Here is a 15,043-nt window from a genome sequence, read left to right as displayed (position 1 = left end):
GGGGCGCTATGCTGTGGCGCGATCACAATTTGCATGAAATGCAGGGGCAGGGAGCTACATTGCTAGTAGTAAACAGTATTTCTGGTTTCCTTGGCGGAATACAGGCACCTATCTGCCCTATTTAAAAAGTCTTTTGCCTCTTCAGTGGGATTGAACTCTGCAACGCCTATACTGATGGTTTTGTCAATTGCACCCGCACTTGTATCAAAGGGCGCCTCGGCTATTTTTGTCCTGAGACGATTGGCCACTCCCACTGCGTTGTCTATGTCTGTTTCGGGTAAAATTACTACAAACTCTTCACCTCCGAATCTTGCGAGCAAATCAGATATTCTAATATTGTCAAAAATTCGTTTTTTGAGTTGCTGCAGTAGCTCGTCCCCTACTGTGTGGCCAAGAGTGTCGTTTACACGCTTGAAATGGTCTACATCCATTATCATTACGGATAGGTTTTTATCCTTGTTTCGCGCTTCATTCACAATATTCTGAAAGTGCATGTCAAAGTATCTCCTGTTGTAGCACCCTGTAAGCGGGTCCGTGATGGACATTGCTGCATTATCTTCCAGATGCATTCGAAGCGCATCCTGGTACCTTTTTCTTTTAACCTGCACGGTTGCTCTTGCCAGAAGCTCGTTGCTATCTATGGGAGCCATGATGTAGTCGCTAATACCAATCTCAAAGGCCCTACTCAATATTCCAGCATCATCGCTTTCGTCCAATAGCACCAGGATTGGGGTATAACGTGTGTTGTTATTGCTCCTAAAGTTTGAGCAGAGCCTTAATCCATCGCCGTCGAAGTTTAGATCTACTATGAAAAGATCATAGCTTTCTGCGTTCTGGAGATTGACGCTCTGCGACGGATTGTCCAAAACTGCTGTTTCCTGAAAAGACTCTTGTAGTACATTGTTGATGTGTTCTGAGCGCGTCTTATCCCCGTCTATAATCATGACCTTAGCGTTGGAGATCTGGTTTGCATAATGCATGATATCCCCATCTACTGAGCTTATCTCAGTATTGGTTTTGCCTCTGAGTCTCAACTCATCGACAAGAATTTTAAATCTGGTAAGTGACCTGATTCTTGAGAAGAGCGCCACATCATTGATTGGCTTAGTGAGGAAATCGTCGGCTCCAGCGCTAATTCCCTGTACGCGATTGTCAGTAGTGTTGTCCAGCGCCGTGATCATCACAACTGGTATATAGGTGGTTGCAGGGTCTGCCCTGAGTCTTCTGCAAGTTTCGTATCCATCCATGCCCGGCATCATTACATCTAGCAGTATCATGTCCGGATGTTTTTCTCTTGCCGCTTCTATAGCCTCTTCTCCGCTCATTGCGGTGAGTACATTGTAATACTCTTTTGTGAGCTTTGCCTGCAGTAGCTTAACGTTGGCTACGAGGTCATCTACCACCAATATTTTAGCTGTCATTGTCTTCTGCCACACTAAGTTGATTGCATATTTTGGGTTGCGTACGTCGACCTGGTTTTGTCACTACTGACAAACGCACGCTATGCAGCGAAGCATAGGTACCGTGGCCCAAACGTTGTAATCCTGTACCCGATGTCTAGATAATACCACCCAGAAGCGCACGTTTCAACTGCCTCACTACGCGCAGCTAGCAGGATGCCTCGCCACTCGAGTCAATCTTCTGATTGATGCTTCCTCTCGTCTGGGACAGGTGCATAATTTTCGTCGACGGACTCCTGAATCTCAGATGTACTGCGGCCCACCATGTCGCGAATTTCGTACGCTTCGTGTAGAGCCCCGTCGTTGCCCATGATATACCTTTTCTTGCCTGCATGTGTCTTGTTGCCGTCTTTACTTTCGTTGCACATTGCACGCACGGCACTCAGCACTTCCTCCTTAATCTCTGAAAACTTCCTATAGTACGTTCCTGCGGTTCTCAGCAATCCCGGAATTTTTTTAGGGTCTGTAGCCAGGCATCCTACCACCAGGATCAACACCATTTCGGAAAAACCTACATTAAGCATGATAGTCCTTTCCCACAGTGAAGACACTGAGAGACCTTATCACTAGTACCAATTTGCTCAGGTCGAGCTGAGTCGAATTTATATCTTCCAAAAACCTGTAATACCCATCTAATTGATTTTTGTACTGAGTACACCAGGAGTCTACGTGCTCCTTTGCTACGGTGTCCATGCATTTTTGTGTGCCCGCTTTTTCCTCGGGGGACACATGCCTTACTATATTACCCGTGATTATGGACTGATAATCGCTTAGATCGTCAAGCAGGTTTCTGATGGCTATACGCTGCCAGTACGGAGAAACCGCATCCATCTGCATAGCTAATTCTCTGATCCGACTAAAGCTCAGGACGGAACGCAGCCTGAAATACACCTTGCCAACTGCGACTATGTCAACTCCAGTGCTCTCCGCCAGATATATTATATCCATAGCGAAAACCAGGAACTGTAGCCCTTTGATTCTTTGCGCTATTTCGGGGCTCAAGCTTTGCCATGGGAAGTTTTCCCGTACTGCGTTGTAGGATTCCAAGAACTCACCGCACAGAATGTTCTCCATGTTCTGTTCAATAAGCAAAGTTTGCGCTGAGAGGCTCCCCAGCCTTTTCTCTATATCGACAAACTTGTGCATGTGTCGGAACAGCCAAAAAGTTGCCTGCCCGACAAATTTTTGAACCTCTCTGACAATCTTAACATAATCGCTTGCATCTATGGTGCCGTCTACCCTGTCAAGCTCGCTCCATATGTCCTGCAGGTTGTATATCATTGATATTATTACATACACCCTGGCGATTGTGTCTATAGTGATGCCCATACTCTCGATGTGGCTAACAAAGACGCAACCCATCCTGTTTACTATGTCGTTTGAGATACAGGTGGCCAGTATCTCATGCTTCAACTTGTGCTGCTTTATGTACTTCCCAAACTTGTTCCTTATGCACTCTGGAAAATATGAAAGCAGATACTGAGACTCGTAAATGTCCGCTAGACCGTGCTTAAGAAGGTTAGATTTTATAATCTCACCCTTTATAAATGTTCGCACATATGCTATGAGCACAGCTATTTGTGGTGCATCAAGCCCCCGAGATTCAGAGACCATTTTCAAGACCTCTTCGTCACTGGGTAGGAACTCTATACTTCGATCCAGAACCTTTATCTTTTCGAGGTACTGCATTATCCTATGATGCTGCTCTATCCGCTTTTGTGCTTGCATGCATTCTAGCATTAGTGTCCTGGTTTCCAGCTTATTATGGTGCTCCATTAGAATATTGGGGATGTCATTGAGCATGCCGTACAGTATTTTGTTGCGCTCTTCTAGTGATATGAACTTGTCCTTGACAGCCATTTCCAGGCAGATTTTTAAGTTTACTTCGAAATCCGAGCAGATAACCCCACCAGCGTTATCCACGAAGTCTGTATTGATTCTCCCCCCATTGTTGGCATACTCCACTCTACCCAGCTGTGTGCACCCGAGGTTACCTCCTTCTATTACCATCGCAGCACGTACGTCTTTGCCATCAATTCTAAGCCTATCATTGGCCTTATCACCAACAGTGATGTGGGTTTCCTTTGATGACTTAACATATGTTCCGATCCCCCCGTTCCAAATCATATCCACAGGTGCCTTCAGCATAGATCTGATCAGGGCAGTAGGGGAAATGCTTTCGTCATCGGTGACTATCCGAAAGCACTTTTTCATTTCTGGAGTCAGATTGATGGCTTTTGAATTGCGGCAGAACACACCTCCGCCCTCAGATATGAGCTCTGGCTTGTAATCTTTCCAAGACGATCCGGGAGTCTCAAACAACCGCTTGCGCTCCACAAAACTTGTGGCCGGATCAGGAGATGGGTCAACAAATATGTGTATGTGGTTGAAGGCCCCGAGCAGGCGTATCTTGTCGGATAATAACATTCCATTTCCAAACACGTCACCCGACATGTCTCCAATGCCAATTGCTGTAAAGGTATCTTTCTGTATGTCTTTTCCCATGACCCAGAAATGTCTTTGAGCAGCGACCCACGCTCCCTTCGCTGTGATGCCTATTTTTTTGTGATCGAATCCAACAGATCCTCCAGATGCAAACGCATCCCCGAGCCAGAAACTATACTCAGCAGATACCTTATTCGCATGGTCGGAAAAAGACGCAGTGCCCTTATCGGCTGCGACTACCAAATATGGATCGTCGTCATCGTATCTAATTACGCGGTCGGGAGTGATGCACTTTCCATCTACTATGTTGTCAGTGATATCCAATATACCACGCAGGAAGTTTTTGTAACACTCAACCGCACACTCAACGGATCCCAGCTTCCTCGAATTGCCTTTCAAGACAAAGCCGCCCTTTGAGCCGACTGGGACTATCACAGAGTTTTTTGTCATTTGTGCTTTCATCAATCCCAGAACTTCTGTGCGAAAGTCCTCTGTCCTGTCAGACCACCGTATGCCGCCTCTTGCCACCTTGCCACCACGCAGGTGTATTCCCTCAAGTGTGTTGGAGTAAACGTATATCTCCCTGAAGGGGTAGGGTTTAGGGATATCGGGAACCGCGCTGGAATCTAGCTTTATGGAGAGGTAACTTCTAGCGTCTTGGTAATAGTTCGTCCGTAGCACCGCGGATATAAGGTTGTATATACATTTTAGAATATAGTCGTGTACTATATCTGAGACCTGCGTAAACAGCTCATCGATTGACTTGCGCACGCTTGCCACTTTGGCTGCTCTGTTGCCCTTTATGTCTGGGTCAAACCTAGCCTCAAATAGCCTTACAAACAGGTGCACCATGTTGGAGTTCTTCCTGACGACCTTTTGAATATACGCTTGGCTGTAGTTGAATGAGATTTGCTTCAGGTACCTGCTCAGCGTTCTCACGAGCAAGACCTCTTTCCACTTCAAATTTGCTAGGATCGCCAAACTGTTGAAGTAATCGTTCTCAATTTCTCCGGAGAATACCTTTTTCAGTGTAGTCTCAAATCGGCCCTTTATGTCGCGATGGTCAAAGGATTTGCTCGTATTGGCAAGCACGAAGTGATGCAAACGTACGCACTTGTCCCGCACTGTAATGTCATAGCTGTAGTGCTGCGACATTTTTGCTCCCATTTTTTTCACCACATCGAGAACCTTTGATAGGTTGAGATCCCCCTCTAGTGGTACGTATATCTTGAGCTGATAGTGGCTACAGCTCTCCAGTAGATAAAGATCTGCTTCGCTTTCACCTGTGGAACTCTCCAGCACTTTGTGTATTTTCAAAATGTCGTGGCGCGCATTCTCCGGAGTAAAATACTCCTGGTAACTGGCGGGAAAGGCGTTTACGTATGCTGAGAAGTCACCTTCCAGTTTCTGGGAAACCACTTGCTGCAACCTGTCTTCCCACCGCTTTGTTGATTCCACCACTATCCTTTCGACTTCTTGCGCCGATATGGTATAGGAAGCTTCGTTGTCAGTCTTTACTGTGAATTGCAGCCTCACCAGGTCAGACTCGTCATACATGTTGTAGTACTGGCCGACTACTTTGCCATCAAAGACTTTCTCCAGTACTGAAGCTATCCGGTTGGCCAACTCTGTGCTGGCTAGATTTTTTGGTATGAATATGATGCAGCCGATGAAGTTGTTTACTACATCTTTCAGAATAAACAACTTCACTTTCTGGTTGCTCGACAGGAAAAGTATCCCCATTGAAATTTGGAATAGATCCTCCTCGGAAAAGCGGAAAAGCTCCTCTCTAGAGAATTTCTGCATGATAGCCATCAACGCTTTGCTGTTATGCCCATTTTTGAGGAACCCAGATCTCTTCTCGACAAGCTCTACCTTTTTCCTGATCACTGGTATGTGGCACGCGCTTTGGAATTCTATCGATGAGGTGAAAAATCCGTAGAAACACCCTTCCCGTTTTGTGCTTCCTGCTCTGTCCAGTATGCGGAGGCCTATGCAGACCATATATCCGTGCCTATGGACGTGGGAAATGCAATTTGATTGCACGACGTACAAAGGCTCTCCGCCCTGTATCGGGCTTTTCTCGGGCTCCTGGGGGGCTTCCCCTATTCTTTGTAATCCCAGGCTGCGCTCCGGTTTCAGCAATAAACTTCCGGACTTTGACGCTTCATATTCGCTGTACCCTAGAAATACAAAGTTGTCCTCGCGCAACCACCTCAGAAAATCGCAAACCTCCCCGTGTGACACATCTTCCTTCATGTGAGATATTAGCTCGTCCACTTGATCAAGCATAGGATGCCAATCTCCCACACAATGGGTAACTGAGCGCAGAGCCCTTTCGACTTCTACTTTTATCTCATGTTGCAACTCCGTGCTTGTAGACTCCACCACAAAGTATGCTACAGATTCGCGCGTATACCCTTCTGTGCAGGGTTTAGTGGATGACGCATCAACTTCCACAATTTTGCCATTCTCCCTCTTGAGGAGTAAAACAGCGTTTGTGTAATGATATATGGGCAGCCCATGCTTCTTCAGCGCTATTATCACCGAGTCTATTATGAACGGCATGTTGTCGTGGGCGGTTTCTACAACGGTGAGGGACTCTCCGGGAAAACCCGGGCGATCCGCCAAAAATACGCGCACCATGCTCTCCTGGGGTTTTCGGCCACCTATGAAATTGTATAAATCCTCTGCGACATCCAACAGAAACTCGCTGGTAAGCCTGACGTCTGTGCTGTAGGAAAAACTGTAGAACTGCTCTATGAAGCTTTTTAGTACACTATAGCTGCTGGCTGACGATGGAAACTTCTGCTTCAGAGCGTTGAGTACGGGGGCAACCACATGTTCATCGAAACTGTAAGCACTATCTTGTGGGATGCGCATTTACTTTACATGTCTTAAGGAACAAAAACCAACAGGGAGCAATACAACCTACCACAGGCCCCAGGGTAGCATATCCCATACCGATTAAAACACAATTAATTCACCGAACTCTTGTATGTAGATCCCCCGATTGTATGGTAACCATATAACCGGCTGTCGTACACAGCAATATTAAATTTTTTTTGAAAATTTATTGTACGCACTCTATTTCGCGCCCGTGGAACCGAGTCTGGATTTATGTGCCTGTATCACAATACGTTTGTGAATGCATATCATGTACACTTGCGCGTTTGTGATGCGCGGATGATTGAGGCTCCTGCGTATATTGGCTGTGATCGCAGCTAAATTTTTGTTGAGCAGGGACGTGGCAGATTACGATACCAACCAATGTGGGGTAGAGCTCGGTAATTAGTGATCTTAACCAACTTTGCTTGCCTGCATCTAGCAACCGCACCCGTGCGGGGCGCAGGATTATAGGCGTAACTGCAAGGTGTGATTTATGAGGATGGCCCGCTCGATTGTCCTCGCCTAGCCCCGACATTTTTCTGTACACGATTTTGCTATTGTGATATCCAGCTCTGCTGGTACGTTGTTTGTTGTGAGTTGTGTTATGGTTGCATACAAGGGTGGGAAAGCTGTCTCTGACTTGCTGGCAGAGGTGGGAACGCAGGGGGACGCTGATAGGGTCACGCTGTATGAGCTCAAGGCGATCTTGCGCGACAGGGGGTTCGGTGTACTGATGCTTATTGTTGCGCTTCCCCTTTCCATACCAATTCCTGTACCGCCTGGTTATACGACTGTACTGTCTTTGCCACTCTTGTTGTTTTCTGCTCAGATGCTCATGGGTTTTTCCGCGCCCTGGCTACCTGCCTTTTTGGAGAAGCGGTCCTTCAAACGCGAGTTCTTGGCGACTGTGATTGAGAAGACGTCGCCAGTTTTGAAGAGAATGGAAAGGTGGAGTAAGCCTAGGGTGCTAGTGGTGTTTAGCGGCATAGGAGACAGGATGGTGGCTTTGATGTGCCTTTTGTGTGCTATTTCCATCGCGATCCCTCTTCCCTTGACCAACTTCATTCCCGCTTGGGGTATATCGGCCATGGCGCTCGGTGTACTGAACAGGGATGGTATACTGGTTGTGCTTGGAGCGTTGGTGGGGCTTTTCGGGCTTGCAGTTACTTCAGTTGTGCTGGTTGCGGGGCCCAAATTGGTTATTGAGATGTTTTCCTTCCTGTCGGGGCTGTGGTGAGATGAGGATTTATGACACCCTCCACGCAAACAAGAGGGTTTTTTCGCCTCTTGATTGTGGGCGTGTGGGTGTCTACGTTTGTGGTCCCACGGTTTATGATTTGGCGCATATAGGGAATGCGCGCTCTGTTGTTGTATACGATGTTCTGTTCAGGTTGCTGAGGGCGCTGTATCCGGAGGTTGTATACGTTAGGAATATAACTGATGTAGACGACAAGATTATAAATGCCGCAGATGCGGAAGGTAAAAGCATAGCGGAGCTGACCGCGCACTATACTAAACTATTTCACGAAGATGTTGCAGAGCTCAATTGTCTTGCACCGACCCATGAGCCTAGGGCTACGGAAGAAATCGAGGTTATGCTTAACTTAATTAATGAATTAATCGCGTCAGGCCACGCTTACGTAAAAGGCGGTACCGTGTATTTCAGTGTGGAGTCCTATGAGCCCTACGGGAGGCTGTCCGGAAGGAGGCTAGGGGATATGATATCTGGTAGCAGAGTGGAGGTTGATGCCGACAAGCGTCACCCCGGGGATTTTGTGCTTTGGAAACCTGCAACTGAGCTCGACCTAAGGCTTGGGGCATGTTGGCCTAGTTTATGGGGCATGGGGCGGCCTGGGTGGCACATAGAATGCTCTGCCATGAGCTATCGCTACCTGGGTAAAGACTTTGACATCCATGGGGGTGGAGCGGACTTGATGTTTCCGCATCACGAAAATGAGCTGTCGCAGAGTTGCTGTGCATTTCCTGGCAGCGAGTATGCCAGATACTGGGTGCACAACGGATTTCTAACAGTAAACAACGGTGAAAAGATGAGCAAGTCTCTTGGTAACGTGATAACTGTTAGGGGATTGCTTAGTGGGGGAGTGGATGGGGAGGTGATCAGGTACGTCTTCCTTAGTACGCATTACCGCAAGCCCCTTAATTGGGGAGATAAAGCCGTGCTTGATGCCAGGGAGGCACTGAACAGGATGTACCGTTCCTGCGGGGAGTTTTCTGCTGAGTCACTGAATACAAATTTAGAGGATGTGGATGTTCATGATGCGGTAATGGAATCACTGAAGGATGATATGAACACGCCAGGGGCAATCGCGGCTCTTCATGAGCTTGTAAAGGAAATTAACAAAGCCGACAGTAGTAAGCAGAAGTTGCGACTTGCCAGAGTGTTGAACAAGAGCGCAATACTTATGGGTGTGTTTCGCAATTTTCCAGAGAGGCGATTACATGGCGCACAACGCACAATCGATGAGAGCGAGATTATTAAGCTAATAGAAGAGAGGGGTGCAGCTAAGAAGTGCGGAGATTTCGAATTGGCAGATAAAATAAGACAGCGTCTGTCTGACCTGGGGATAGGGATCTCTGACGAAAAAGATGGCTCAACACATTGGTACAGAAAAGGCTAGTGCGCCCCAAACATAGACATACTACTACGGATAAACCACCGCTTCCGCACTTACAAGTTGGGGTGTAGTGCTCGGGTACCTAAATCTTACGGTGCTTAAATTGTTGTAGCACATTGGTTGCCCTCTAGTAGGCAATATTGATAAGAACGGCCAATGCTCTGTGTTCCGAAAAAGCAGCGGTAATGATTGACAATTTCTGAGTTATTTGTAAGTTTGGGCTATGGGCATTTTCTGGGGTAGCGCGTACATGTCTTTGTTGGATGCCAGGCCGGTTTACAAACCCTTCTATTACCCGTGGGCGTATGATGCTTGGTTGTGCCAGCAGAGAATACACTGGATACCTGAGGAGGTTCCTCTCGCAGACGATGTTCAGGATTGGAAGACCAAACTGTCCGAGAAGGAGAAGAACCTCCTGGTGCAGATTTTCCGCTTCTTCACCCAGGCGGATATAGAAGTCAACAACTGCTACATGAAGCACTACTCGAACATCTTTAAACCCACAGAGATTTGCATGATGCTTTCTGCCTTCTCTAACATGGAGACTGTGCACATTGCGGCGTATTCTTACCTTTTAGACACTATCGGGATGCCTGAAGTTGAGTATCAGGCGTTCCTGAAGTTCGAGGTAATGAAGAAAAAGTATGACTATATGCAGAGGTTCGAAGAATCTAGAAAGGGTGATAAGAGACATGTAGCAAAGACTCTGGCTGTGTTTGGTGCTTTTACTGAGGGCCTGCAGCTTTTTGCATCGTTCGCGATTCTGCTTAACTTTCAGCGTTTTGGCAAAATGAAAGGGATGGGGCAGATCATAGCCTGGTCGGCTAGAGATGAGACTTTGCACACTGAGTCTATAATACGGTTGTTCAACACCTTTATCCACGAGAATCTCGAGATATGGGATGAGGATTTGCGCAATGAGTTGTATGGCGCCTGTAAGGTTATAGTCTCGCTAGAGGATGAGTTCATAGATCTTGCGTTTGCTCTTGGGGATGTAGAAGGGCTTTCGGCGTCTGAGGTTAAGCGGTACATACGCTACATAGCAAACAGGAGGCTAAGACAACTGGATCTGGAGCCCATGTATAGCGATAATGTCAATCCCCTGCCATGGCTGGATGAGATTCTTAATGGGGTTGAGCACACTAATTTCTTTGAGAATCGGGTCACAGAGTATTCACGTGCCGCGACGGAGGGAACGTGGGATGAGGCGTTTGAAGATGGGTAGAGCCTTACTAACATGGATGTGTTGGTTTCTCCTTACGGCTACCTCGGTGTTCTTTCAGGGGTCAGTTGCTCTCGGTGATGACGCAAGCGAGGACGTTGGCGGGCTGCCCAAGGCGTTTATCGCTGGGGAGTTAAGAGAGAACGTTAAAATGGCGAATAAGCCCTTTTTCGATTTGAGTGGTAAGGAGTTTTCCGCGAAAGACTTTGAAGGGCGGGTGTTGGTTGTGGCGTTTTGGGCTCCGTGGAGTCTTGAGTCTGTGGCGCTGCTTAGGGAGCTGCAGGCCATTTGGGATCATTTGAATCAAAAAGAAATAAAGGATAAGATCACCTTTTTACCGATCTCCTATGGCGACCGGCATGCAGTACGGTCTTTTTGTAAAGAGTACGGGATCAGCATGACCGTGTACCTTGATGAGGGTAGGGCTCTTTTTGATTACTTCAATGTGAGGGCCATACCGCTTACTCTTATTGTCGACAGAGGCGGTCTTGTGCTTTACCGTATAGATGGCAATGTGAAGTGGGACGGCGTTGACGTCATAGGAAAGTTGCTGTCTATAGCTTCACAGTAAAGTGTTGCCCCAGCGGGGGCCGGCCTTGCTCACGAACTGGAGTTCTCTGCGCTAGTGTTTAGTCTATTGCTGCACGTCGGCGGTATTGCAATCCTTCTTGTTTGAGGATGCCACACTTAGAGCGTATGCGCACAGGTCTGCAAAGCATATGCCGTTCTTCTTGGCCAATTTGTGTAGTTTTTCCAGGCTGTTTTTAACTTTTTCGGGTACGGACCCGCCGCGCTCTTTCGACAGCCAGGTATTTTGATGTTGTACTGGATGCGCGTCTGGTCTTGGTTCGCCAATGTATATAGCAAATGGCGCAATCTTACCACCAAACTCGCATGGGACGATGAACTTCTTAATGTTAGTCATAACTTCAACTACTATAGTAACTGCAAACTGCGCCCTTCTGGACATTCTACAGATCTTAACGTTCCGTGTGTACAACAAAATTTGTTGGAACGATAGCAGGAGTAAAGACCGTGTGAGACTAGGCGCGCTGTTGCCTTGTACGACAAAACCTCGTAAACTGAGGCTGCACATGGGCCTTACCACCATGGTAACTTACCCGGGTAATATATGCGTTAACGTATGGGTTTTTCCTTTAAGAAGTTAATTTTTTCCAGTTCAGCTTGCGTCACGATAGACAAGTTTATGGAACTTGCTCTCTATCACGATGAGCATGGATACTATATGACTAAAATCCCTTTTGGTAGGGAAGGGGATTTCATAACATCTGCGGAAATCAGCCAGCTTTTTGGAGAGGTAATAGCTATTTGGCTTTTGCACTACCTAGAAGGTGCGGGAATCTCAGGAAAGTTTTCCCTTTTGGAGCTCGGTCCGGGTAGAGGAACGCTAATGAACGACATTCTGAGGGTGCTGAGACAATTTTCTAGGTACGATGATCTACTTGAAGTTCATTTGCTTGAAATCAGTTCATTATTGCGTAAAGTGCAGCGCGAAACGTTGAAGGGTGAGTTGGTTTGCAGAGAGATCTTTTGGCACTACAGGCTTGAAGAATTACCTGAAATGCCCACGATTGTGATAGCGAATGAGTTTTTCGATGCGTTGCCTGTGAAGCAGTTTATACGTGCCGATGACGGAACTTGGAAAGAGAACTGTATATGTTGTGATCAGCAAGGGAATCTGGGAATTGTGGCCATGGAAACCACGTGGGATTTTGACGAATATGCTGATGCACCTACAGGAGGGATAATTGAGCACTGCGATGCCGCCAAAAGTGTTTTGAGGTATCTTGAAGGGCTAATTGTGCGCAACGGGGGGGCGGGTATCGTGCTAGATTACGGGTACTTAGACCCGCCATATAAGAGCACCATACAGTCGGTTATGCAACATCGCTACTGCAATTTTCTCAACAATATCGGAAAGTGCGATATTACTGCGCATGTCAACTTCAGTTTTCTGCGGAGAAGTTTGCGATGTGTCACTAGTAGCGTTATGACACAAAGGGAGTTTTTATACCAATTTGGGATTCGGGAAAGGTTGGAGTGTTTGATGCGCAACGCTACGGAGCGACAAGCGCAGGAGCTTAAAAATGCGTTTTTGCGCCTCACGGAGAATATGGGTACTCTGTTCAAAGTATTGTTGCTCAACTGCGCGTGATACCTGTGCCGTTCGGCGTCCGTATTACACAGACTTACTAATGTGAACCATTTGCAGTATTGGGGTACCGACACATATCAGTGTGACAACGTGTGGTTCTGGCGATATAATTTTGCGGTGAGGCCTGGGATATAACGTTGATGAGTAGTAGCCACTCGGAGAGCGATCACGTAACTCTGATCAGAGAGAAAGTTGGGCTGCTTGACGTGGTATCTAAAAAGATTAAGCTCATCAAGAGGGGCGTGAACCACTATGTTGGCTTATGCCCATTTCACTCAGAAAAGACGCCATCATTTCACATAAATTGTGACAACGGTCTGTTCTACTGTTTCGGATGCGGAGTTCACGGTGATGTAATACAGTTCGTGTCCGACATTGACGGATTGGGCTTTAAAGAAGCTATTGAACACCTAGCGCAGACGTACGGTGTTAATCTACCGGCGAAAAGCAGAAATAGGGAGGTGGATTTCCTGTATGAGTTAATGAACCATGTGGCTCGCTGGTTTGGTGAGCAGTTATCGAAGTCGCAGGTTGCGCTTTCGTACTTAAAGATGCGGGGTATAGACGAAAGGACTGCGCGTAAATTCAGGTTGGGGTACGTTCCCGCATCTGGCATCAAGATGTGCTTTGCGTCATCCCAAATAAGTGCGGAGAAGCTGCGCGACGCGGGTTTGCTGACTAAAAATTTTCAAGATTGTTTGTACAACAGATTGGTGTTTCCCATATGCAGTGCTACGGGTAGGGTTATAGCCTTTGGTGGGAGATCTGTAAGTGATGGGCATACTCCCAAATACTTAAACTCAGCGGAAAATATACTGTTTAAGAAAAGGGAGAGTCTTTACGGACTGCACCTGGCATTGGCCCACGCAAAAAAGCTAGGAAAGATTATCGCGGTAGAGGGTTACATGGATGTTCTTATGCTCAGTCAGCTGGGGATAAACAATGTTGTAGGGCTTCTAGGCACCGCGATGACTGAAGCGCATCTTAGGTACATGTGGGACATCGTACCTGAAATAATAGTTTGGATGGATGGTGACAGCGCGGGAGTTAATGCGTCTATTAAGATAGCGGGTCTTGCTCTCTCTGTTATGAAACCTGGCCAGAGCATACGCTTTGTCGTTGCTCCGCATGGGAAGGACCCCTATGATGTTTGTGTCGCCCTGGGGGCAGATCTTGTTAAGGATCTTATTGTGCAAGCCAAGCCTCTTTCGGAATTTGTGTGGAACTACGAGCTAACGCGAGTGGATGTGTCTTCTTCAGGTCAAATGGTGCCTGAACAATACGTGATGCTCGAAAGCAAGATGCAGGAATACACGTCCAAGATTCGGGATGCAAGCATTGCAAGACATTACAGGAATTTTTTTTATCAGCAGGTTAGGGCTTTACAGCGAGAGAAATACAACAAAAATAGCAAGTTTAACAACGATGCACGTGCTATAGAGCAGGAATTAAGGTCCAGCAGGATGGGTGGTATTTCCCTGCAGTCATATGTGGAGGAAAGTTACCAGATGCGGGTGATATGTGCAGTTATTGGGTGTCCGAAGCTACTATATGATACCGCGATTTTTGAGCAATTTGCCAGTCTTGACCTTGTTGGAGACATGAAGCTGCTACAGCAGCACATAGTAGATATAATAGAAACGCATAGTGTTGAGCTTTCCAAAGAGGACCTGATTGGAGAGCTGTGTTCTAGAGGCAACAATTTTGAGTCGCTGTTGCGTTCAATGCAACATAATATGTCGGCTATGGGATGCGAGTTTGCGGCAGTTGGCGAGGAGGTGGAGACGCGCGCAAGAAAGGAGTGGGAAAAGCTGATGCTATCAAAACAGCTGGAAGAAATCCGTGGTCAAATAGTGAAACTCAGGTTGGAAGGCAGATATGATATCGCACTGAATCTTTCTGAGCATGCAAAGGAGATAGATGACAAACTTAGGGGTCTTTGGCAGTGCTAAAGGGGTAGGGATTGCTCGCTTGTTCAAATACAAGCTTCGCCGCTCTATTTAGGGTAAAAGAAGCCACGTAGCTTCCTAGCCCTACTGGGGTGCCTGAGCTTTCTTAAAGCCTTTGCCTCAATCTGCCTGATGCGCTCCCTGGTTACGTTGAAAAGTTTGCCAACCTCTTCTAGGGTATGGTCTTTACCGCCCTTCCAATTTTATGGGCTAAAAGAAGCCACGTAGCTTCCTAGCCCTACTGGGGTGCCTGAGCTTTCTTAAAG

The 15,043-nt window shown here is 47.0% G+C and carries 10 protein-coding genes and 1 pseudogene; 6 read left to right on the top strand and 5 right to left on the bottom strand.

Going from position 1 to position 15,043, the window contains the following annotated elements; all coding sequences use genetic code 11:
* Positions 1-62: 62 nt before the first annotated feature.
* From OC187_RS00730 to OC187_RS00720, 3 genes are all read right to left on the bottom strand, one after another.
* Entirely contained in the window at positions 63-1,421 is a 1,359-nt protein-coding gene (locus OC187_RS00730; protein WP_262997844.1) for a PleD family two-component system response regulator, read from the bottom strand.
* Positions 1,422-1,633: 212 nt separating this feature from the next.
* On the bottom strand, positions 1,634-1,984 hold the full coding sequence (tatB, locus tag OC187_RS00725; protein WP_262997845.1) for a Sec-independent protein translocase subunit TatB: 351 nt from the start codon (positions 1,982-1,984) through the stop codon (positions 1,634-1,636).
* Positions 1,977-6,788 (bottom strand): NAD-glutamate dehydrogenase, encoded by a 4,812-nt coding sequence (locus OC187_RS00720; RefSeq protein WP_263008489.1) that lies wholly within the window; start codon positions 6,786-6,788, stop codon positions 1,977-1,979. The genes tatB and OC187_RS00720 overlap by 8 nt, the downstream gene beginning before the upstream one ends.
* A gap of 610 nt (positions 6,789-7,398) precedes the next feature.
* Between OC187_RS00720 and OC187_RS00715 the strand changes: the two genes are divergently transcribed.
* The 4 genes from OC187_RS00715 to OC187_RS00700 all read left to right on the top strand — a co-directional run bounded on the left by OC187_RS00715 (position 7,399) and on the right by OC187_RS00700 (position 11,223).
* Entirely contained in the window at positions 7,399-8,031 is a 633-nt protein-coding gene (locus tag OC187_RS00715; RefSeq protein WP_262997880.1) for an exopolysaccharide biosynthesis protein, read from the top strand.
* A gap of 1 nt (position 8,032) precedes the next feature.
* Entirely contained in the window at positions 8,033-9,433 is a 1,401-nt protein-coding gene (cysS, locus tag OC187_RS00710; RefSeq protein ID WP_262997847.1) for a cysteine--tRNA ligase, read from the top strand.
* Positions 9,434-9,680: 247 nt separating this feature from the next.
* Positions 9,681-10,655, top strand: a complete 975-nt coding sequence (locus OC187_RS00705) for a ribonucleotide-diphosphate reductase subunit beta (RefSeq protein ID WP_262997848.1) — start codon at positions 9,681-9,683, stop codon at positions 10,653-10,655.
* Complete coding sequence (locus tag OC187_RS00700) at positions 10,648-11,223, top strand: TlpA family protein disulfide reductase (protein ID WP_262997849.1); 576 nt, start codon at positions 10,648-10,650, stop codon at positions 11,221-11,223. The genes OC187_RS00705 and OC187_RS00700 overlap by 8 nt, the downstream gene beginning before the upstream one ends.
* Before the next feature lie 63 nt (positions 11,224-11,286).
* Here the strand turns inward: OC187_RS00700 and OC187_RS00695 are convergent, their stop codons facing one another.
* Entirely contained in the window at positions 11,287-11,577 is a 291-nt protein-coding gene (locus OC187_RS00695) for a DUF2610 domain-containing protein (RefSeq protein ID WP_262997881.1), read from the bottom strand.
* 219 nt (positions 11,578-11,796) lie between these two features.
* On the opposite strand from OC187_RS00695, the gene OC187_RS00690 reads away from it, so the two are divergent.
* On the top strand, positions 11,797-12,828 hold the full coding sequence (locus OC187_RS00690) for a class I SAM-dependent methyltransferase (RefSeq protein WP_262997850.1): 1,032 nt from the start codon (positions 11,797-11,799) through the stop codon (positions 12,826-12,828).
* A 140-nt stretch (positions 12,829-12,968) separates the two neighbouring features.
* Positions 12,969-14,780, top strand: a complete 1,812-nt coding sequence (dnaG, locus tag OC187_RS00685) for a DNA primase (RefSeq protein WP_262997851.1) — start codon at positions 12,969-12,971, stop codon at positions 14,778-14,780.
* A 44-nt stretch (positions 14,781-14,824) separates the two neighbouring features.
* Here the strand turns inward: dnaG and OC187_RS04530 are convergent.
* Positions 14,825-14,974: pseudogene (locus OC187_RS04530) on the bottom strand (sigma factor-like helix-turn-helix DNA-binding protein); the annotation flags it as partial.
* Positions 14,975-15,043 lie beyond the last annotated feature (69 nt).

Source organism: Anaplasma capra (assembly GCF_025628805.1).
In the GTDB taxonomy this organism is placed as follows: domain Bacteria; phylum Pseudomonadota; class Alphaproteobacteria; order Rickettsiales; family Anaplasmataceae; genus Anaplasma; species Anaplasma capra.
This window is presented reverse-complemented; position numbering and strand designations above follow the sequence as displayed.

Excerpts from the sequence above, each read along its gene's own strand:
- OC187_RS00690 (WP_262997850.1), top strand. The coding sequence starts at position 11,797 with ATGGGTTTTTCCTTTAAGAAGTTAATTTTTTCCAGTTCAGCTTGCGTC.
- OC187_RS00700 (WP_262997849.1), top strand. The coding sequence starts at position 10,648 with ATGGGTAGAGCCTTACTAACATGGATGTGTTGGTTTCTCCTTACGGCT.
- OC187_RS00730 (WP_262997844.1), bottom strand. The coding sequence starts at position 1,421 with ATGACAGCTAAAATATTGGTGGTAGATGACCTCGTAGCCAACGTTAAG.
- OC187_RS00695 (WP_262997881.1), bottom strand. The coding sequence starts at position 11,577 with ATGACTAACATTAAGAAGTTCATCGTCCCATGCGAGTTTGGTGGTAAG.
- dnaG (WP_262997851.1), top strand. The coding sequence starts at position 12,969 with ATGAGTAGTAGCCACTCGGAGAGCGATCACGTAACTCTGATCAGAGAG.
- tatB (WP_262997845.1), bottom strand. The coding sequence starts at position 1,984 with ATGCTTAATGTAGGTTTTTCCGAAATGGTGTTGATCCTGGTGGTAGGA.
- cysS (WP_262997847.1), top strand. The coding sequence starts at position 8,033 with ATGAGGATTTATGACACCCTCCACGCAAACAAGAGGGTTTTTTCGCCT.
- OC187_RS00715 (WP_262997880.1), top strand. The coding sequence starts at position 7,399 with ATGGTTGCATACAAGGGTGGGAAAGCTGTCTCTGACTTGCTGGCAGAG.
- OC187_RS00720 (WP_263008489.1), bottom strand. The coding sequence starts at position 6,788 with ATGCGCATCCCACAAGATAGTGCTTACAGTTTCGATGAACATGTGGTT.
- OC187_RS00705 (WP_262997848.1), top strand. The coding sequence starts at position 9,681 with ATGTCTTTGTTGGATGCCAGGCCGGTTTACAAACCCTTCTATTACCCG.